This is a genomic window from Streptomyces sp. NPDC004111, from assembly GCF_042874215.1.
In the GTDB taxonomy this organism is placed as follows: Bacteria; Actinomycetota; Actinomycetes; order Streptomycetales; family Streptomycetaceae; genus Streptomyces.
In genome coordinates this window covers 67687-87435 of record NZ_JBIAMU010000021.1, presented here as the reverse complement: position 1 = coordinate 87435, position 19749 = coordinate 67687, and the positions used below count along the sequence as shown (strand labels likewise).

Genomic DNA, 19749 nt, shown 5'->3' with positions numbered 1-19749 from the left:
GACGAACAGTGTTCGTTGAACGAATGCCGTTCTATCCGAGAACATCGTTCGGGTCAAGCTATGCTTGTCGCCATGGCCAACAGACGGGCTCCTGATCGCGACGAGATGCGTGACGAATGGGCCGCGAAGATTGCAGCGCTGGGCGAGCCGGGCAGGACCGAGCGGCCCGGCAAGGTCCCCCTCACGACGGGGCGGATCATGGACGCGGCGTTCGCACTCGTCGAGTCCGAGGGCTTCGAGGCGCTGACGATGCGCCGGGTCGCCACAGCGCTGCAGACCGGCCCGGCGTCGCTGTACGCGCACGTACGCAACAAGGCGGAGCTGGACGAGCTGCTGATCAGCGAATTGTGCGCCAGGGTGCCGGTCCCGGAACCGGACGCCGCGCGGTGGACGGAGCAGATGCTCGGCATCTGCCGGGCGCTGCGCGACGAGTACCTGCGCTACCCCGGGATCTCACGCGTCGCACTGGCCGCCGCCCCGAACAGCCTGGAGGCGGTACGCCTGAGCGAGGGGATGCTGACGGTCCTGCTGGCCGCCGGGGTACCGCCGCAGTCCGCCGCGTGGGCGATCGACGCCGCGTTCCTCTACGTCTCGGCCTACTGCTTCGAGGTGTCGCTGCGGTACGACCCCGGCAGCGGCGCCGACCAGCGCGTCCTGGACCGGGACGCGCTGGTGGAGCGGTACCGGATGCTGCCCCGCGACACCTTCCCGAACACGGTCGCCCACATCCGCGAGCTGACCTCGGGCGAGGAGCACGAGCGGTTCGAGTTCACGCTCGGCACCCTGCTCGGCGGCTTGCTCCCGGGCCGGCCGGACGCGCGGCCCGCGGCGGAGGCTTAGGCGCGCAGGCGCAGGCGTGCAGGCCAGGGCACCCTCTCGCGTGCCGCAGTTGGCTGCCCGCGCGCACCCGCGTCAGAGCGGGGACGTGCGGGCGGCGGGCGGTGCGGGGCTCGGGTGCGGGTTGGCAGAGGCGCCTTCCGTGTTCAGCAGGACGGCCACCGTGTCGGGGCCGATGCCCAGCGCCGCCCTGCGTCCCCCGGCGCCCGCGCCGGTGAGCGCGGCCCGGGTTCCGGCGAGCGGAGCGGCCCCGCAGGGCCCCGACGAGAGGCCGAGTCCGGCGAGGTCGGCTGCGGCCAGCGCGCTGTCCGTGTCCGATACGGCGACCGCGGCGTCCAGCCCGTCCCGCAGAAAGGGCCAGGCGATGCTCGACGGGGTGCCGCAGTTGAGTCCGGCCATGGTGGTGGTGTCGGTGGTGACGCTGACGGGGCCGCCACGGGCGAGGCTCTCCCGTGCGCAGGCCGCGGCCTCGGGCTCCACGGACAGCAGGGCCGGAGGCCGGCCGGCCGGGCGGCTGCGGTAGTGGGTGACCACGGCCTGGGCCAGGGAGCCCACGCCGACGGGCACGGCCACCAGGCCGGGGCCCTCGACAACGCCCGCCTGTGTCAACTGCTCGTCGATCTCGGCGCAGAGGGTGGAGTACCCCTCGACGACCCAGCCCGGGATCCGCTCGTATCCGGGCCACGCGGTGTCCTGGAGCAGGACCGCTTGCGGCCCTTCGGCCGCGGCTGCGGCCCGGCGGACGGCCTCGTCGTAGTCCCCCGCGACCTCGGTGAGCCGCGCCCCTTCGGCGACGACGGCCGCCGCGGCCACGGGGTGCACGCCCACGGGGACGAAGACGTGGGCGCGCTGCCCGAGCAGGCGTGCCGTACGAGCGACGGCCCGGCCGTGGTTGCCGTCGGTGGCGGTCACCAGGGTCACGGGGCCGGGCTCCGCACCGTGCACGGCCCGCTCCGCCAGCGTGCGGTGCACGGCCCAGGACGCTCCCAGCACCTTGAACGCGGGCAGCCCCAGCCGGTGCGACTCGTCCTTGACGAAGACCCGCCCGACACCCAACTCGCGCGCCAGCGAAGGAAGTTCGACGAGCGGGGTGGAGGCGTAGCCGGGCAGCGTGCGGTGGAAGGCCCGCGCCCCGGCGGGTGCGGGTGCGCACCGCCACGCGCGCGCCCCGGAACGGGCGAACCACGGCAGGGTGCGGGAAGAGGCGGCACTGTCGGTCACACCCCCCAGGGTCCGCCGCCCTGCCACAATCGGTCCAGCGCATGTTTTCGACGTATACCCGTCGAGGAATCCGATCAGTGGGGCTGCTGGGACCGCAGTCACGAGAGGACGTGTCGGCAGTGTTCGATCTGCACCGGCTCCGCCTGCTGCGCGAGCTCAAGCACCGCGGCACGCTCGCGGCCGTCGCCGCCGCCCTGTCCTACGCGCCCTCCTCGGTCTCCCAGCAGTTGTCCCAGCTGGAGGCCGAGGTCGGTGTCCAGTTGCTGGAGCCGGTTGGGCGGCGGGTCAGGCTGACCGAGCAGGCCGAGATCCTCGTCGCGCACACCGAAGCCGTGCTCGAACGCCTGGAGCGCGCCGAGTCCGACATCGCCGCCTCCCTCGACGAACTGACCGGCACCCTGCGCATCGCCTCGTTCCAGACCGCCGCCCTGGCGCTCATTCCGACCGCGCTCGGCCTGCTCCGCGAACGGCACCCGCGGCTGCGCGTCCACCTCACCCAGCAGGAACCGGAACAGTCCCTGCCCGCCCTGCACGCCCGGGACTTCGACCTGGTCCTCGCCGAGGAGTACCCCGGCAGTCCCCACCCGCGTTCCGCCGAGCTCGAACAGGAGGACCTGCTCCACGACCCGCTGCGCCTCGCCCTCCCCGAGCACTCCGGCAGCACGGATCGCGGCGGCCCGCTCACGGTGCTGCGCTCGCTCGCCCGTCGCCCCTGGGTGATGGAGCCCGAAGGCACGCCCGCCCGGCACTGGGCCGTGACGCTGTGCCGCAGGGCGGGCTTCGAACCCGACGTACGGTTCGAGTCCACCGACCTCCTCCTGCACCTGCGGCTGGTGGAGCAGGGGCATGCCGCCGCGTTCCTGCCCGACCTGGTCTGGAGCGGGCGGCCACCGGCCGTTCCGCTGCGGCAACTGCCGCTCGGGCAGCGCCGCCGCCGCGTCTTCACCGTCGTACGGCAGGGCGCCAGCCGGCATCCCGCAGTGCTGGCCTGCCGCGCCGCGCTCCGCCGGTCGGTGACCGACTCGATGGCCGACTGACCTGAATCCGCGGGGATTTCACGGCCCGGACGCCCCGGGGCGTATCGCCCGCGTATCGAAATCCGCATACATCGCCGCAACACTGGGGCCTCTTCAGTGGAACCGCTCATCACCACGGAGAGACACCGAGGAGAAGGCGTGGCCGCTGAAGACATGGTTCCCGAGGACGTGGCTGCCGCAGGCACCGACGACAACAACTGGACCCGGCGCTCGCTGCTGCGCGGTGCCGCCGCCCTGACCGGTGCCGCGGCGGCCTCGTCGCTGCTCGGCGGAACGGCATCCGCGCTGGCCGGCGGCGGTGACGCGGACGCGCTGTTCAGAGCCGGGGAGTTCGAGAAGGCGGGGCGCGCGTACGAGGAGGTCCTGAGGAAGGACCCCCGGAACGTGCACGCGGCCCGCCGGCGCGGCCGGATCGGGCTGCTGGCCAACAGGTTCGCCGACGCAGAGAAGTACCTCGGTACGGCCCTCCGGCTGGCGCCCGACGACAAGGACGCCCACTACCTGCTGGGCGACTGCTACCTCCGGCAGGACAAGCTCCCCCTCGCCGCACCGCACTGGCAGGCGGCCGGCGAGAAGGCCTACGCCCAGTGGTTCGCCGCCGTCCGCGGCGAGCCGTACCAGGTGCGCGGCGACATCGCGCGGCTGCCGATCCGGCAGATGGACCCGATGCCGCTGGTGGAGGTCTCGGTCAACGGCGGTCCGACGAAGCACTTCACGTTCTACACCGGGGCCTCGAACCTGAGCATGCGCGCCTCGGTGGCCAAGGAGACCGGACTGAAGCCCGTCGCCAGTCAGCGGGTCGAGTTCGAGGGCGGCTTCATGTGGGCGCACTACGGGATCCTGGACTCCTTCGAGCTCGGCGGCATCGAACTGCGCAACGTCCCCGTGGGCTGGTCGTCGACGGAGTCGGGGGAGGACACCGACACCGACAGCGACGGCATGATCGGCACCTGGGTCTTCTCCCACCTGCTGACCACCTTCGACTACGCGGGCAGGCAACTGGTGCTGCGCCGCCGCACCCCGGAGGCGGCGGGCCGGGTGCACGCCGCGTCCGTACGGGCGGGTGCCGAGCCGCTGCCGCTGTGGCTGGCCGACCAGTTCCTGCACACCCGGGGCACGGTCACCGGCGCCTCCGGCTCCGGCACGGGGGTGGTGGGCGTGAACTTCGGCGGCAGCGGGGGCGAGAGCGCCGCGGTCGTCTTCGCCGACACGGCCGAGAAGCTGGGGGTACGCACCGACCACGGCCGTCCCCTCGGGACGTTCGCCCACAGTCACCCGGCCGTCACCTACCCCTGCTATCCGCGGGAGATCCGCATCGGCGACGCCGCCGCCCGGGACATCTACTGCGAGTCGCACCCCCAGGCCGCTCTCGCCCCCTACGGGTTCGACGTGCGCGCCGCCTTCTTCCACTGCTTCCACAAGCCCTACGCGCTCACCCTGGACCTCACCGCCATGCACCTGTACATCGCTGCCACGGCGCCGTAGGTCAGCCCCGGGTCCGGTGTGCCGCGCCGTAGAGGTCGATGGCCAGGGCGACGGCAGCGTGGGTGGCCGGGTGGGGGTCCTGGCGGCGCCAGACGATGTGGACGGGGACGGGTGCGGCGTCGCGCAGCGGGCGGTAGGTGATGCCGTCGCGTCGGTACTGGGCGGCGGTGCCCCGGGGGGTGATGCCGACGCAGCGGCCGGTGGCGATGGCGGCGAGCCAGTCGTCGATGTCGTGGGTGTGCTCGACGGCGGGCCGTTCGCCCTCGGGCCACAGGTTCAGGGTGGTGGTGCCGGTGCGGCGGTCCAAGGCGAGGGTGCGGGTGGCGACTTCGTCCAGCCGGATGCTGCGGCGGCGCGCCCACGGATCGTCGCTCGCCAGGGCCAGGTACCGGGGCTCGTGCCCGACGAGGGCGTACGACCAGGGCTTGAGGTCGAGGGCGCTGCGGACGACCGCGAGGTCGCAGAGCCCTTCGGCGAGTCCTCCGGTGGCGGAGTTGTGCCGGATGAGCCGGAGTTCGGTGCCGGGGTGGTAGTGGTGCCAGCGGCGCTGGAACTCGGTGGTGTGCCGGCCGAACGCGGACCAGGCGTGGCCGATGTGCAGTCTGCTGTGCCCCGAGGTGGCCTCGGTGACGAGTTCGTCGGCGCCCGCCAGCAGCAGCCGGGCACGGGCGAGCACCTGGACGCCGGCCGTGGTGGGCTCGACGGTACGGCTGGTGCGGTGCAGCAGCCGTACCCCGAGGACCTTCTCCAGGGCGCCCAGGGTGCGCGAGACGGCGGCCTGCGAGACGCCGAGTTCGAGGGCGGCGTCCGTGAAGCCGCCGGTGTCGACGATGGCGACCAGGCAGCGCAGGTGCTTCAGCTCCAGCCCGGTCGCATCGCCCCGCCCGGCACCGTCACCTCGCCGGACGGCGTCCCCGCGCCCGGCGGCTTCTCCCGGTCCTGCGGTGGTCTTTCCCGGCGTATCCATACGCTCAGCGTATCGACAGCGCGACGGATGCATTTTGCGTATCCCGTGGACCGGCGCACCGTGTGGCCATGGAGACCTCACAGGGTGTCGGCCGGGCCCCCGCCGACGGCGGCGGGACGAGTCGTACGGGCAGCGGCCGAGCGGGAGTGGCGCTCATGCTGGGCAGCGGTCTGTCCAACCAGGTAGGAGCTTCGGTGGCCGCTCTGGCATTCCCGGTGGTCGGCCCGGCGGGGGTGGTGGCGATCCGTCAGTGGGTGGCCGCCGGGGTGCTGTGGTCGGCGTGCAGGCCGCGCCCGCGCTCGTTCACCGCGGCGCAGTGGCGGCCCGTGCTGGGGCTGGCGGTGGTGTTCGCGGTGATGAACCTGGCCCTGTACACGGCCATCGGGCGCATCGGGCTCGGGCTGGCCGTCACCCTGGAGTTCTGCGGTCCGCTGGCCGTGGCGCTGGCGGGCTCGCGCCGCCGGACCGACGCCCTGTGCGCGCTGGCCGCCGCGGGCGCGGTCGTCGTCCTCACCCGTCCCTCGCCGTCCACGGACTACCTCGGCATCGCGCTGGCGCTGCTGGCCGCGGTGTGCTGGGGCTGCTACATCCTGCTCAACCGTGCCGTGGGCCGGCGTCTGCCCGGTCTGGAGGGCTCGGCCGCCGCCGCGGCCGTGTCCGGCGCCCTCTACCTCCCGGTCGGCGCCCTGGTCCTCTGGCGGCATCCCCCCACGTGGCCCGCCCTCGGCTGCGCCCTGGCGGCCGGGGTGCTGTCCTCGGCGGTGCCGTTCCTCGCCGATCTGCTCGCGCTGCGCCGGGTGCCGGCGCACTTCTTCGGCGTGTTCATGAGCGTCAATCCGGTCTTCGCGGCCCTGGTCGGCCTCGTCGTGCTCGACGAGCACCTCGACGCGGCGGCCTGGACGGCCATCGCGGTCGTCGTCGGCGCCAACGCCGTGGCCGTCGCGGCGGCCTCCGCCCGGAGCCGCACCGCACCGGGCTGATCGCCGTACCGCCGGCAGCCGCGTCGGCAGGCGGGCGGGAGCGGCGGTCGCGCCCACGGTGGGCGAGCGGGCGTCGCGGCGCACCCGGCTCCGGTGGGCGGAGCCGGGTGCGGACCGTGCGGCGGACGGCGGCTTCGACTGCGTCGACTACTTCGGCTGCTTCGGCTGCTTCGGCTGCTTCGGCTGCTTCGGCTGACGGTGGCTTCAGCAGACCGTGACGTTGACCGCGAGGCCGCCGCGGGCCGTCTCGCGGTACTTGTCCAGCATGTCGACGCCGGTCTCCTTCATGGTGAGCGTCACCTCGTCGAAGCCGACCCGGTGGTGGCCGTCGCCGCGCAGTGCCATGCGGGCCGCCGCGATGGCCTTGACGGCGGCCATGCCGTTGCGTTCGATGCAGGGGATCTGGACGAGTCCGGCGACCGGGTCGCAGGTCAGGCCGAGGTTGTGCTCCATGCCGATCTCGGCGGCGTTCTCCACCTGTTCGGGGGTGCCGCCGAGTGCTTCGGTGAGGCCGGCGGCGGCCATCGCGCACGCGGACCCGATCTCGCCCTGGCAGCCGACCTCGGCCCCGGAGAGGGAGGCGTTCTCCTTGAGCAGCAGCCCGAACGCCCCGGCGGCCAGCAGGAACCGGCCGATGTACGCCTCCAGTTGGCTCGGCGACAGGTGCGGCGACGCGAACGCGAGGTAGTGGCGCAGCACGGCGGGGATGACGCCGGCGGCCCCGTTGGTGGGGGCGGTGACCACCCGGCCCCCTGCCGCGTTCTCCTCGCTGACGGCCATCGCGTACGCCGTCGCCCACTCGGTGGAGCGCGCGTGGTCGACCCCGAGGGCGGTGAGTTGGCGGACGGTGATCGCGGCCCGGCGCCGGACGCCGAGCCCGCCGGGCAGCACGCCCTCCTGCGCCAGGCCGCGCTCGATGCACCGGTCCATCACCTGCCAGATCTCTCCGAGGCGTTGGTGCACTTCGGCGTGGCTGCGCCGGGAGAGTTCGTTGGCGAGGACGAGGGAGGAGATGCGCAGCCCGGTGCGCCGCGTGGTGGCGAGGAGTTCCTGTGCCGTGCGGAAGGGGTACGGGACGTCCGGCCGGGGCGCCCGGTCGGGGTCGGCGCACGCCTCGTCCTCGTCGACGATGAAGCCGCCGCCGACGGAGTAGTACGTCTTGGCGAGGAGCGGGGTGCCGTCGGCCGCGTACGCGGTCAGGCGCATGGCGTTGGCGTGCCGCGGCAGGGTCTCGTCCGGTTTCATGACGAGGTCGGTGGCCGGGGCGAACGGGATCTCCTTCGCCCCCAGCAGCACGAGCCGCCCGGACTCCTCGACCGCCCGCACGTCCGCCTGGGCGGCGTCCGGGTCGACGGTGTGCGGGAGGTTGCCGCACAGCCCGAGCAGGACGGCCTCGGGCGTGCGGTGGCCGACGCCGGTGGCGGCGAGCGATCCGAAGAGTTCGGCCCGGACCCGGGCGGTACGGGCGAGCAGGTCGGTGCTGCGGAGCTCGCGGGCGAAGAACGCGGCGGCGCGCATCGGCCCGACGGTGTGGGAACTGGAGGGTCCGACGCCGATGGAGAAGAGGTCGAAGACGGAGAGAGACATGGGGCCCCTTGGGACGGAGGTGGCAGTAGGTGGGGGGAGCGCTCGGGTTACGACGCGACGACGACCGTTTCCTTGGTGGCGCTGTCCTCCTGGGGTGCCGTCTCCTCCTCGTAGCAGTCGCGGGCCAGTCCGTCCCGGGCGGCCTTGCGGCCGGCGTTCAGGGCCCAGTAGTAGAAGCCGAGGGCGCTCACCGCGACCAGTGCCATGTCCACACCGCCGGGGATGAGGCCGCTGCCGCCGAAATCGGGGCTGCCCAGGGCCGAGATCACGGCCATCCAGAGGAGGAAGGCGATCATCCACCAGGCGGGGGCGAACTGCCGTACCAGCGAGCCGGGTTCACGGCGGTGCATCACCACGGCGGCGATCGGGACCGAGATCAGGGCGAGGAGGATGCACAGGCCCGTGTTGGGCCACTTCGACCAGTACAGGGCACAGGCGGCCAGGACGAAGGTGAAGGGGCACAGGAACGCGGCGGCCGGGAGCCGGAAGGGGCGCTTCAGGTCGGGCTTGGTCTGCCGGAAGAGCCCAACGGCGATCGGGCCGATGAGGTACGAGATCACCATCGCGGCCGACACCACGGCGGACAGCGCGCTCCAGCTCTTGCCCGCGGCCAGCAGCAGGACGACCGAGAAGACGAGGTTGGCCCACATCGCGGGACGGGCGGTGCCGTAGACCGGGTGGACCTCCTTGAGCTTCTTGGGGAAGAAGCCGCTGTCGGCGAGGTTCTGGACCATGTAGGCGGAGGAGGCCACGTTGGCGATGTTGGACCCGGCGGGCGAGATGAACGCGCCGAACTGGAGCATCGTGACCACCCAGTGCAGGGCGAGCACCTTGGCGAGGTCGACGAACGGGGAGTCGAAGTTGACGCCCTGCCAGCCCTTGGCGGCGAGCTCGTCGGGGGGCACGGAACCGATGAACGCGACCTGGAGCGCCAGGTAGATCAGCAGGCCGAGTCCGAGGGCGCCGATGAGGGCGGCGGGGATGGCCCTGCCGGGGTTCTTGGCGGAGCCGCCGAGGTTGACGATCGCCTGGAAGCCGTTGAAGGCGAACACCACACCGCTGGTGCTGACGGCGGTGAGGACCGCGGTCCAGCCGTACGGGGCGAAGCCGCCCGCGCTGCTGAAGTTGCTGGTGTGGAAGCCCGAGGCCATGAGGGCGGCGACGGTCAGGACGGGGATGCCGAACTTGAAGAGGGTGAGCAGGATGTTCACCCGCGCGAGCAGCTGGACGGACCAGTAGCAGACGAGCCAGAGCGCGACGGTCAGCAGGAAGGCGACGACGGTTCCGGAGCCGGTGAGTTGATGGTTCGCCGTGTCGAACAGCCCGGACGCCCAGCTGAAGTTCCAGGACGCCATGTACTGGGTCGTCGCGATGGACTCGATCGGGATGAGGGCTGCCACCGCGAGCCAGACGGCCCAGCCGGTGATGAACCCCAGCACAGGACCGTGCGAGAAGGCGCCGAACCGTGCCATGCCGCCGGGTATGGGGTAGGCCGCGCCCACCTCTCCGTACGACATGGCGATCAGCCCCATGAAGATCGCTCCGAGTATCCACGCGACCACCGCCGCCGGACCGGCGACCTTCGCCGCGTTGCCCGCACCGAAGAGCCACCCCGAGCCGAAGATGGAGCCGATGCCAATCATGATCAGGGCAAAGAGGCTGATGCTCTTTCTGTTGCCCGCGCTCATGTCCATGTGCTGTCAACCGTTCGCCGTTGAACCGGATCTGATGCAACGACAGTAATGAGCGGAATTGCACAGTTGACGCGCCGTTAGTCCTGAAGGTGCGGGTAAATCGGCCTATCTCGTGATGACTTCGGACTCGCGGTCGGAACCGGCGCACGCGGCGGGCGGGGCGTCGTCAGGTGACCAGGCCCCGGCGGTAGGCGTGGACGACCGCCTGGACGCGGTCGCGCAGGCCGAGTTTGGCGAGGATGCGGGAGACGAACGTCTTGACCGTCTCCTGGCTCAGCGACAGGGCCCCGGCGATCTCGCTGTTGGAGAGGCCCTCCGCGAGGAGGCGGAGTACTTCCAGTTCCCTGGGGGTGAGCGGGTGCTCGGGCGGGGTGTCGTCGGCGGGGCGGATCCGGGCCGCGTACCTGCCCACGAGCTGACGTGTCACCTCCGGGTCCAGCAGTGCCGCTCCGGAGGCCACCGTCCGGATGCCCTGGAGGAGTTGGGCCGGCGGGGCGTCCTTGAGCAGGAACCCGCCGGCCCCGGCGCGCAGCGCCTCGTAGACGTACTCGTCCAGGTTGAACGTCGTGACGACGAGCACCTTGACGGGGTTCCGCACGGCCGCGCCCGCGAGGCGGCGGGTGGCCTCGATGCCGTCGAGCACCGGCATGCGGACGTCCATCACCACGACGTCCGGACGCAGCCGTTCGACGAGTTCGACCGCGGTCCCCCCGTCCCCGCACTCCCCCACCACCTCCAGGTCGGGCTGGGCGTCGATGATGGTCACCAGACCGGTGCGGACCAGTACCTGGTCGTCGCAGACCAGTACCCGGACGGGCTCGGTCACGAGGCGCTCCCGCCGGGGATGCGGGCCCGTACGACGAAGCCGCCGCCGTCGCGCGGGTCCGCGCTGAACTCGCCGCCCAGCACGCCCACGCGTTCGCGGAGTCCGGCCAGCCCCCGTCCGCTCCCGCCGGGGGACGCGGCCGACGCGCCGGTTCCGGCCGTGCTGACCTCCACGGTGATCTCCCTTCCGCCGTGGTGCACCTGTACCGAGGTGCGGCTGCCGTGGGCGTGCTTGAGTGCGTTCGTCAGGGCTTCCTGCACGACCCGGTAGGCGACGAGGTCGGCGCTGCCGGTGGACTGTGCCGGGGTGCCCTCCTCGGTGAACTCCACCGGCTGCCCGGCCCGGCGGGTCTGCTCGACGAGGGTACGGAGCCGGCCGGCGGCGGGGGCCCTGGTTCCGGGTCCGTGGTCGGGGTTGAGCAGGTCCAGCAGGTGCCGCAGGTCGGCGATGGCCCGGCGGCCGGTGTCGCTGACGGCGGTGAGCGACTGGTCGAGACGGTCCGGTGCGTCGGTCAGCCAGCGCGCCGCCTCCGCCTGCACGACCATCGCCGTCACATGGTGGGTGACCACGTCGTGCAACTCGCGGGCGATGCGCGACCGTTCGTCGGCGAGGGTCTCCGCGGCGACGCGGCGGCGGCGTTCCGCCTCGGCGGTCCGGTTGCCGCGCAGCCACACGCCGATGCCCCACGCCAGGGCCAGCGCCAGATAGAACGTCACGAACTCGATCGGCGGATCGCCGGTGCCGAGCCGGTACAGCGCGACCGACAGCAGGACGTACGCCCCGGAGAGGGCGAGCACGGTGGCGCGCCGGTGGCTTTCCAGCCGGGATCCGACGGTCAGCAGCGCGATGGGCAGCGCGCTGCCCGCGAACGAGTGGTAGCCGCGCAGCTGGTCGACGGCGAAGCCGAGGGACACGAGGGTGAGGCAGAGCACCGGCCAGCGCCGGCACACCAGCAGCGGAAGGGCCTCCAGCAGGATCGCGACGACGGCCACCGCGTCGAAGGGGCGGTTCGGCACGCTGCCGAGCAGCGTCCCCCGGCTGTGCAGCGCCGGCACGAACGACGCGGCCAGGAGCGCCAGTCCGAGCGCCGGATACCAGACCGCGGGACCGATCCGGCGCCACTGTTCCGGGACCCGCCGTGGAGTGATCACCGGGAAAGCTTAGGGGTGTTCGCACGGCCGGCCGGGCGGCGGGACTGCTGCTGACCGGAGTTCGCACGGCCGGCCGGGCGGCGGGAGTCCTGGTGGCCGGAGTTCGCACGGCCGGCCCGGTGGCGGAAGGGACGTTGACCGGTCGGACGGAGTGGGCGGACCGGGGCTGTGGGACGCATCGGCCCTACCCGCGCGCGGCGGCCTGCGCGGCGACGCGCTGGATGGCCCCGACGGCGATGTCCGGGCGGTCGACGTGAATGTAGTGGCCGGTCCCGGGAGCGGTGCTGAGGCTGCCGCGGGGCGAGAGCGCGAGCCACTGGCGCTGCCCGTCGGCCCACATCCGCTCCAGGGCGGGCCCGTACCGGGGCACCATGGAGTACTGGGACTCGTGCGCGAGGATCTGCACCGGGATGTTCCCCGCGGGGCGGACCGGGGCGTCGGTGATGAGGAACCTCTCCGGATTCTGGCCCTTGTTCACGCCGATGGTCTGGTCCCGCAGCTGGGCCGCCATGCCGGTGGCCGACGCGGGGATCGCCCTGTTGATGCCCGCGGTCAGGGCCGGGACCGTGGCGTCCATCAGGACCAGGCCCTTGACCCGGTCCAGGTGGTCGGGCGCGTACCGGGCGGCGATGAGGCCGCCCATGGAGTGGCCCGCGAGGACGACCGGGCGGTCGCCGACGATCCGGTCGAGGACCCCGGTCAGGATCCTGCCGCTGTCCTCGACCGTCTGGGGTCCCGTGGGTTTGTCGCTGGCGCCTTCGCCGAGCCGGTCGTACGAGCAGACCCGGGCGTCCTTGGCCAGGGTCCTGGTCAGGCCGGCCATCGTGTTCAGCCCGTCGCCGCCGCCCGCCATGAGGACGACGACCGGCCTGCCGTCCACCGGGCGGCCGGAGCACGAGACATTGACCGAGCGGCCCGCCACCCGGACCTTCCTGGTGCCCGAGAACGAGTCCGCACCGCCCTGCTCCCCCGCACCTTTGCCACTGCCCTTCTCCTCGTTGCCCCGGTCACCGCCGCTCTCGTCCTCGTCGTCCCGTACCGCGTCGATGAGGGATTCCGACAGCGACCGCGCCTCGGCTGCGACGTTCCCGTACCCGACGATGCCCGCGCCGCCCACGGCACAGAGCACGACGGCCACGGCGGTCACCTTGAGCGAGCGTTTCACGGGAGGGCCTCCGGAGGGACAGGGGAGAGGTCAGGGGCGCCTCGTACGGGACGCATGCCGAACGTTATGGATTCGGCGGCTCCGGATCGTCACCCCACGGAGCCCACTTCCGGGTAGCTCGCACGGGGGACAACGCACGGGAACCACCCACGGGGACAGCACACGTCCGGGACGGCCACGCGGCGGACCGCGTGCGTCCGCGGGCGTCCGCGCAGGCTTTGTACCCTGGCAGCATGCGCATGCGTCCCACGTTGAACTGGGTCCCCGACGGGGATCTGCCGCCCGGCACCTCGGACTGGGGACCCGTCGCCGACGTACTGGGGCGCGGCAACGCGCTGGTGCTGAGCGGGGCGGGCATCTCCACCGAGTCGGGGATTCCGGACTACCGGGGCGAGGGCGGGAGCCTGAGCCGGCACACCCCGATGACGTACCAGGAGTTCGTCTCCGACCCGCAGGCGCGGCGCAGGTACTGGGCGCGCAGCCATCTGGGCTGGCGTGTCTTCGGCCGGGCCAGGCCGAACGCCGGGCACCGGGCGGTGGCCGCCTTCCAGCGGCAGGGGCTGGTCCCCGGTGTGATCACGCAGAACGTCGACGGGCTGCACCAGGCCGCGGGCAGCGAGAACGTCGTGGAACTGCACGGCAGCCTCGACCGGGTCGTCTGTCTGTCCTGCGGCGCGGTCGAGGCCCGCGGTGACCTCGCCGTGCGCCTCACGGAGGCCAACGAGGGCTTCGCGCCGGTGGCCGCCGGGATCAACCCGGACGGCGACGCCGACCTCACCGACGACCAGGTCGGGGACTTCCGCCCGGTGCCGTGCACGGTCTGCGGCGGCGTCCTCAAGCCGGACGTGGTGTTCTTCGGGGAGGCCGTGCCGCCGCAGCGGGTCGAGCAGTGCCGCGAGGCGGTCCGGGCAGCCGACTCGCTGCTGGTCCTCGGCTCCTCCCTGACGGTGATGTCCGGGCTCCGGTTCGTACGCCAGGCGGCCGAGGCCGGAAAGCCGGTGCTGATCGTCAACCGGGACCCCACCCGGGGCGACCGCCTGGCCCTGGCCCGGGTGTCGCTGCCGCTCGGCGAGGTGCTCACCGGGGTGGCCGACCGGCTCGGTGTCCCCGTCCCGCACTGAGCGCACGCGGCGCGGGCTCGGGCCCGGCAGGCCGTACGGGGTGCCCCGGCGACGTCCGCCGGGCCCGGCGCGGAGTCCCTTCCGCGGCCCGCGGGCACCCCGGTTCCGGGGGCCGCGGGCCGCGCGTTCGGCGGGGTCAGCTCGTGCTGTACGACTCGTACGGTCCGTCGTGCTTCCACTTGCTCGAACCGAAGTCATAGGTACGGGCGTTCAGGACGACCGAGCCGTCCTCGTAGAAGTTCTTGTTGCAGACGACCCAGGTACCGGCACCGTTGGAGTTGACGCACTGACCGGTGCGGTAGACGCCGGGGTCGTTCCACTTCTTGTAGTTGCGCCAGTCGGCGACGGCCGAGGCCCCGTCGGCCTTGGCGTCGTGGACGTAGATGCGGTCGCCGTCGGGGACGAAACAGACGTCCACGTAGGAGTCGCCGACGCATCGCCAGTAGGGAACGTTGGGGTCGGAGATCTTGGTCCCGTGCTGCCACTTGTCCGCCGCTGCGGCCGGTGCGGCGGCAGCCACACCAAAAGCGAGTGCGCCTACGAGGGTCGCCGCGACGGTCATGGTTTTGCGTACCACTGGTGTGCTCTTTTCTTTTAGTTTGCCCTTTCCATTCGACACCGTGCCTTACTCACCAGACCAACAACAGGGGTCTCAGCAGGATCTCAACAATCGGAATATCCAGCTCCACCGATTTCGACGACTCTCGGCCACGTTTTACAGGGTTCCTGAAAAATGAATTTCTCGGAGTTGACCGGTTCGGCACCGGAAAAAGCAGAGGACCGCAGGTCGGCGACACGAGTCCTCGCCGCATCGGTCCCCGGTCGGAATTCCCCATGGCCCGTGCCGCAATTCCGCCGCACAGAAAGGGAATCCGCTCGATCCTCCGCACCGGCGGAAACGTTTACGGCACCTCGCGGAGATAGATGGCTCCGCACGTGTGGCAGAACGGCCTGGCGCGTTCCGTTCCCCAGGCGTCTTCGGACATCTCCTCGGCGTTCGCGACGAGGTCCCTCCCACACATGGCCTGTTCCTGGTCCCCGCGAGCCATGTGCCATTCCTTCAGGACGCCACTCTCGGGGATTCGCTCGGCGACAATCCGGTGACTCATCGCATGCTCCTTGCTTCGAGGCGGGCACGGCCACGGCTTCGGATCGAGGCCCGGCACCGCCGAGGCGGTACGGACCGCCCGTGCGCCCGTGCTCACCTGCGCCCGTGCTCGCGGCTCGCCGCTCAGACGCGGACGGCCTTCGTCTCCACCATGCCCCCGGGCGGGGTCCCTGGCGAACGCAGCCTGTCGTCGAGGGACGCGAAGGCCGTGCAGGCGAGGGGCAGCGCCAGGGCGGCGGAGACCACGATTCCGATCATGACGGGCGCGAGGATTCCGGCGTAGTACGCGGCGAAGAAGTTGCCCGTGGCCTGTTCGACGAGGCCCCGGACGAGCGGGCGCAGCGGCAGGGCGAGCTGGGTCACCAGCCGGAGCGCTCCGGCGGTGAGCGCCGCCAGCGGCAGCGCCAGGGCGAGCACCCCGGCCGCTCCGGCGCGCGACCGCGTCAGCGCCCAGGAGCTGCGGAGCGCCGCGCGGGGGCCCAGGCCGGCGGCAGCGGCGGCCGGGGCGAGGGAGAGCGAGAGGCGCAGCAGTACGGCGACGCCCACGGCCGCCACCGGTGATGCCTCGACAAGCGTGTAGGGCAGCGATCCGCGCTCCAGGGGCAGCGGGGTGTCGAGCTGGTAGCCGGTGAGGCTGTGCGCCACGAAGCCGACGAGCAGCGGTGGTGACCATACGGCCAGCCCGCGCAGCGCGTACACGGTGAGCACCTGTCGCCGCCGTGCGGGGCCCTCGGGCTTCCGGGCCGCGACGGCGCGCGAGCACACCGTCTGGAGGGCCGCGCCGCCGGTGCCCATAAGGAGCAGGAAGAGCGGGAGCGCGCAGAGGGCGACCAGGAGCAGGCCGGTGGTGTCGTGCAGGTAGGGGTCCTCAAGCTGCCGGTAGCGGATGCGTTCGTCGCGCATCCGGGTGAACACGGGCCAGGCGAGCGCGAACACGGCGACCGTCATCAGCAGTCCGGTCAGTGCGGACAGTCCGACGACGCGTCCCGTGGCCCGTGCCACTGTCCCCCGGTGCCGCTTCAGCGCGGCGAACGCGGTGGCGAGGGTTCCGCCTCGTGCCTCGCCGCGTTCCGCACCCACGCGTTCCGTATCTCCGCGTTCCGTATCTCCGCGTTCCGCGCCGCCGCCCGTCCTTGGCGCCGTGCGGTCGTCGTGCTGTGGGGGCATGGAGCCAGCCTTCCGTGCGGGGGATCCGGTCCCGACAAGGACGACGGGTGCACCATGCACGGTTCTCCGCCACGTGTGTCACGGTGGTGACGGTGCTTCACGGAAGAGTCACGAGGCCGACCCCGCTAGCATCGCCCCATGAATCGGACATATCTTGCTTTTGGGTCCACTCTGGCCGTGGGTGTGCTGCTGGCCGGGTGCGGTGGCACCACCTCCCCGAGCCCCGCCGGCTCGGTGCGGAGCAGCGGTGCGGGGCCCGCCCCGGCGGTACGCACGGCGGACGCGATCGGCGTCCTGGACGCGCTCCAGAAGGCGGCGGACGACAACGGGGGCAACCGCGCCTCCGGCAGGCCCGGGTTCGACGCCAGCCTGAAACTGGTCCGGGAACGTCTGGAGAAGGCGGGACTGACCACCCGCGTCGAGGAGTTCACCGTCCCGGGCAGCGGGCGCAGAACGGCCAATCTGCTGGCCGAACTCCCCGGCACCGCACCGGACAAGGTGCTCATGGCCGGAGCCCATCTGGACAGCGTGGACGCCGGGCCCGGCATCAACGACAACGGCTCCGGGGTGGCGGTCCTGGTGGCCGCCGCCGAGGCGATGTCCCGGGCGGACAGCAGGCCGGCCCGCACCGTGCGGTTCGCCTTCTGGGGTGCGGAGGAGCAGGGCCTCGCGGGATCGCTGGCCCATGTCTCGAAGCTGGCCCCCGCGGAGGCGTCCAGGCTTGTCGGGTACGTGAACTTCGACATGACCGCGACCAAGGGCGGGCACTACGGCATCCTCGACGCCCGCAAGGAGTCGCTGGGGCGCCTGCCGGAGCAGGTACGCCCGGTGTTCGACGAGCTCAGGTTCCCGGCCGGCTCGGACAGGATCCAGAAGGTTCTGGAGTCCGCCTACCGCGCCCAGGGGGCCACGCCCGAACCGGATCTGACGACCGCGGCGAGCACCGACAGCTACCCCTTCCAGCTGAAGCTGCCGGGCGTGCCCGTCGGCGGCATCGTGATGCTCAACGAACAGCCCGTCACCAAGGACGGCGTCCTGCTGTTCGCGCCGTGCTACCACCAGGCGTGCGACGGCCGCGACAACATCGACGAGGGCGTACTGGAGAAGAACCTGCGGGCCGCCCACCGCGCCCTGACCGAACTCGCCGCGTAGCGCCGCACTCCGGGGCTCCGGCGCCGCCCCGAAGGCCCGCCACCGCTGCCGCTGCCGCTGCCGCGCTACGGCGTACCGGGCGGCGGCAGGCGCCGGGTGACCCGGTCCAGCAGATCCGTCAGCGGCCCGCCGACGTCCCGGCCGAACTCGGTCAGACCGTAGGTGACTTGGGGCGGTGTCGTCGGCTCGACCTGCCGCCAGACCAGATCGTCCCGGACCAGTGCGCGCAGGCTCTGCGCGAGCATCTTCTCGCTGATGCCCCGGATGCTCTCGCGCAGTTCGTGGAAGCGGAGGTCACCGCCCCGCAGGGCGATCAGCACCCAGACGCCCCACTTGCTCGTCACGTGGTCGAGCACGCCGCGCGCCGGGCAGTCCGTGTGAAACACCTCATACCGCGGCTGGGGCACGGTCCGTGTGAGCTGCTGACCTTCTGTCATGTGAGGAGCTTACCCAGAGGTATGTACTTACCAGAAGTTAGTGCGGCTCCTAGCGTCACGGTCACACGGCACATCGAACGAGGAGCTGACCATGATCGTGGTGACCGGGGCGACCGGCAATGTGGGCCGACCGCTGACGCGGGTGCTGGCCGGGGCGGGACAGCAGGTGACGGCGGTGTCGCGGCACCCGGCCGCGGTGCCCGAAGGGGTACGCCACGTGACGGCGGACCTGGCCGTACCGGACGGGCTTGAGCCGGTCCTCACGGGGGCGAAGGCCCTCTTCCTGCTGCTGCCGGGCGACCTGCACTCCGCCGGGGCCGACCCGGCGGGGATCATCCGCCGGGCCGCTGCGGCAGGCGTCCGGCGGATCGTGCTGCTGTCCTCCCAGGGCGTGGCGACCAGGCCGTTCGGCGCGACGCGGATCGCGGTGCGCGCGGTGGAGGACGAACTGCGGCGCTCCGGCCTGGACTGGGCCGTCCTGCGGCCGGGCGGATTCGCCTCCAACGCCCTGTGGTGGGCGGAATCCGTCCGTACGCGGCGGACCGTCGCCGCCCCCTTCGGCGACGTGGGCGTGCCGCTCGTCGACCCGGCGGACATCGCCGACGTCGCGGCCGCCTGTCTGCTGGACGACCGGCACAGCGGCGGCGTCTACGAACTGACCGGCCCGCAGGTGATATCGCCCCGCCGGCAGGCGGCGGACATCGCGGACGCGCTCGGTTCGCCGGTCCGGTTCCACGACCTGTCGCGCGAGGAGGCCGCGGCGGCCATGGCGCGGAGCATGCCGAGGGAACTCGCCGAGGACACCCTGGACATCCTCGGGTCGCCGGCCCCGGCCGAGACGCGGGTCTCCCCGGACGTGCGGAAGGTGCTCGGCAGGGACCCGCGCACCTTCGCCGAGTGGGCCGCCCGCAACGTCGACGCGTTCCGCTGAGCCCGGTGGCGCCCGTGCGGCCGGGGCGCCCGGTTCACTCCGGTGCCGCCCTGGCCACATGGAGCGCGAGGTAGGCGATCTCCTCCTTGGGGAGGGGATCGCCGTACTCCTGCTCGATGTACGAGCCGACGCGTTCCGCCGCCGCCACGGCACGCGGGTAGCGCTCGCCGAGCTGCTGGTACAGGAAGTCGTCGTCGCTGGTGAGCAGGTGCCCGGTGAAGAAGCGTTCGGCGAAGTACTGGAGGTGGCTGATGAACCGGGCCCGGTGCAGGCTGTCGTCGTCGAACCGGGCGGTGGTGGTGTGGGTGACGATCTGGGTGATGGCGTTGATCAGGCCGACGACGCGCAGCGGGTCGACGGCCGCCGGTCCGGCCTCCGCGTTGACCAGGTGGAAGGCGATGTTCGCGGCCTCGTCCTCGGGCAGTTCGGCGTCGAGGCGTTCGCGCAGCAGGCCGACGGTACGCAGGCCGACCGCCCAGTGCCGCGGGTAGAGCGCGCGCATCTCCCAGGCGAAGCGGTTGACGACCAGCAGTCCCTGCCGGGCGCGGGCGACCGCGAAGTGGAGGTGGTCGGTGAGGGCGAGGTAGATGTGCGGGTCGAGTGCGATGCCCTGCTCGGCCGCGAACCCGACGGTCTCCCTGGTGATCTCCAGGTAGCCGGGCGGGATCGCGGAGAGGAGGTCGACGAGGGTGTGGTGGTCGGCGTCGGCGAGTTCGACGAAGACCCGGTCGGGGGCGTCGGCGGGCACGCTCTCGCCGGGCTTGCGGCCGTAGCCGATGCCCTTGCCGAGCAGCACCCGTTCGACGCCGCGCTCGTCCTCGACGAGCACCACACTGGAGTTGAGCACCTTCTTGATGGTGTGGGACGCCACTTCGTCACCCTC

20 protein-coding genes are annotated in these 19749 nt (G+C 72.3%); 8 read left to right on the top strand and 12 right to left on the bottom strand.

Annotated features, from left to right (window positions below; genetic code table 11):
- Positions 1–72: 72 nt before the first annotated feature.
- Complete coding sequence (locus ACFYVL_RS34355) at positions 73–840, top strand: TetR/AcrR family transcriptional regulator (protein WP_389251988.1); 768 nt, start codon at positions 73–75, stop codon at positions 838–840.
- Between the two features lie 72 nt (positions 841–912).
- Here the strand turns inward: ACFYVL_RS34355 and ACFYVL_RS34350 are convergent, their stop codons facing one another.
- Complete coding sequence (locus tag ACFYVL_RS34350) at positions 913–2058, bottom strand: diaminopropionate ammonia-lyase (protein WP_389251986.1); 1146 nt, start codon at positions 2056–2058, stop codon at positions 913–915.
- 119 nt (positions 2059–2177) lie between these two features.
- Here ACFYVL_RS34350 and ACFYVL_RS34345 point away from each other — a divergent pair, with 119 nt between their 5' ends.
- Together ACFYVL_RS34345 and ACFYVL_RS34340 are read left to right on the top strand one after the other, a co-directional pair.
- On the top strand, positions 2178–3095 hold the full coding sequence (locus ACFYVL_RS34345; protein WP_389252159.1) for a LysR substrate-binding domain-containing protein: 918 nt from the start codon (positions 2178–2180) through the stop codon (positions 3093–3095).
- A 138-nt stretch (positions 3096–3233) separates the two neighbouring features.
- Complete coding sequence (locus ACFYVL_RS34340; protein WP_389251984.1) at positions 3234–4580, top strand: tetratricopeptide repeat protein; 1347 nt, start codon at positions 3234–3236, stop codon at positions 4578–4580.
- Position 4581: 1 nt separating this feature from the next.
- On the opposite strand, the gene ACFYVL_RS34335 is transcribed toward ACFYVL_RS34340, so the two are convergent.
- Positions 4582–5547, bottom strand: coding sequence for a LysR family transcriptional regulator (locus tag ACFYVL_RS34335; protein ID WP_389251982.1), 966 nt, complete (start codon positions 5545–5547; stop codon positions 4582–4584).
- 155 nt (positions 5548–5702) lie between these two features.
- Between ACFYVL_RS34335 and ACFYVL_RS34330 the strand changes: the two genes are divergently transcribed.
- Together ACFYVL_RS34330 and ACFYVL_RS34325 are read left to right on the top strand one after the other, a co-directional pair.
- Positions 5703–6527: a DMT family transporter gene (locus ACFYVL_RS34330; RefSeq protein ID WP_389252157.1), complete on the top strand. Its 825-nt coding sequence runs from the start codon at positions 5703–5705 to the stop codon at positions 6525–6527.
- Between the two features lie 58 nt (positions 6528–6585).
- A complete protein-coding gene (locus ACFYVL_RS34325) occupies positions 6586–6723 on the top strand; it encodes a hypothetical protein (protein ID WP_389251980.1) in 138 nt (45 codons plus the stop codon).
- An 8-nt stretch (positions 6724–6731) separates the two neighbouring features.
- On the opposite strand, the gene ACFYVL_RS34320 is transcribed toward ACFYVL_RS34325, so the two are convergent.
- From ACFYVL_RS34320 to ACFYVL_RS34300, 5 genes are all read right to left on the bottom strand, one after another.
- Positions 6732–8114: an L-serine ammonia-lyase gene (locus ACFYVL_RS34320; RefSeq protein WP_389251978.1), complete on the bottom strand. Its 1383-nt coding sequence runs from the start codon at positions 8112–8114 to the stop codon at positions 6732–6734.
- Between the two features lie 47 nt (positions 8115–8161).
- On the bottom strand, positions 8162–9808 hold the full coding sequence (locus ACFYVL_RS34315) for an APC family permease (protein WP_389251976.1): 1647 nt from the start codon (positions 9806–9808) through the stop codon (positions 8162–8164).
- Positions 9809–9974: 166 nt separating this feature from the next.
- Positions 9975–10634 (bottom strand): response regulator, encoded by a 660-nt coding sequence (locus tag ACFYVL_RS34310; RefSeq protein WP_389251974.1) that lies wholly within the window; start codon positions 10632–10634, stop codon positions 9975–9977.
- Entirely contained in the window at positions 10631–11785 is a 1155-nt protein-coding gene (locus ACFYVL_RS34305) for a sensor histidine kinase (RefSeq protein WP_389251972.1), read from the bottom strand. Before ACFYVL_RS34305 ends, ACFYVL_RS34310 begins: the two co-directional genes overlap by 4 nt.
- 184 nt (positions 11786–11969) lie before the next feature.
- Positions 11970–12950, bottom strand: coding sequence for an alpha/beta fold hydrolase (locus tag ACFYVL_RS34300; protein WP_389251970.1), 981 nt, complete (start codon positions 12948–12950; stop codon positions 11970–11972).
- A gap of 233 nt (positions 12951–13183) precedes the next feature.
- On the opposite strand from ACFYVL_RS34300, the gene ACFYVL_RS34295 reads away from it, so the two are divergent.
- Positions 13184–14071, top strand: coding sequence for an NAD-dependent protein deacetylase (locus tag ACFYVL_RS34295; protein ID WP_389251968.1), 888 nt, complete (start codon positions 13184–13186; stop codon positions 14069–14071).
- Positions 14072–14207: 136 nt separating this feature from the next.
- Here the strand turns inward: ACFYVL_RS34295 and ACFYVL_RS34290 are convergent, their stop codons facing one another.
- From ACFYVL_RS34290 to ACFYVL_RS34280, 3 genes are all read right to left on the bottom strand, one after another.
- Complete coding sequence (locus ACFYVL_RS34290) at positions 14208–14648, bottom strand: hypothetical protein (RefSeq protein WP_389251966.1); 441 nt, start codon at positions 14646–14648, stop codon at positions 14208–14210.
- 325 nt (positions 14649–14973) lie between these two features.
- On the bottom strand, positions 14974–15180 hold the full coding sequence (locus tag ACFYVL_RS34285) for a hypothetical protein (protein ID WP_389251964.1): 207 nt from the start codon (positions 15178–15180) through the stop codon (positions 14974–14976).
- Between the two features lie 122 nt (positions 15181–15302).
- A complete protein-coding gene (locus ACFYVL_RS34280) occupies positions 15303–16259 on the bottom strand; it encodes a hypothetical protein (RefSeq protein ID WP_389251962.1) in 957 nt (318 codons plus the stop codon).
- Between the two features lie 225 nt (positions 16260–16484).
- Between ACFYVL_RS34280 and ACFYVL_RS34275 the strand changes: the two genes are divergently transcribed.
- Positions 16485–17498, top strand: coding sequence for a M20/M25/M40 family metallo-hydrolase (locus ACFYVL_RS34275; protein ID WP_389251960.1), 1014 nt, complete (start codon positions 16485–16487; stop codon positions 17496–17498).
- A gap of 65 nt (positions 17499–17563) precedes the next feature.
- Here the strand turns inward: ACFYVL_RS34275 and ACFYVL_RS34270 are convergent, their stop codons facing one another.
- The gene (locus ACFYVL_RS34270; protein WP_389251957.1) at positions 17564–17935 is read right to left on the bottom strand and encodes a winged helix-turn-helix transcriptional regulator; all 372 of its coding nucleotides are present in this window, start codon (positions 17933–17935) and stop codon (positions 17564–17566) included.
- A 91-nt stretch (positions 17936–18026) separates the two neighbouring features.
- On the opposite strand from ACFYVL_RS34270, the gene ACFYVL_RS34265 reads away from it, so the two are divergent.
- Complete coding sequence (locus tag ACFYVL_RS34265; RefSeq protein ID WP_389251955.1) at positions 18027–18866, top strand: SDR family oxidoreductase; 840 nt, start codon at positions 18027–18029, stop codon at positions 18864–18866.
- A gap of 34 nt (positions 18867–18900) precedes the next feature.
- Here ACFYVL_RS34265 and ACFYVL_RS34260 read toward each other — a convergent pair whose 3' ends face one another.
- Positions 18901–19737, bottom strand: a complete 837-nt coding sequence (locus ACFYVL_RS34260; RefSeq protein ID WP_389251953.1) for a PRD domain-containing protein — start codon at positions 19735–19737, stop codon at positions 18901–18903.
- Between the last annotated feature and the right edge of the window lie 12 nt (positions 19738–19749).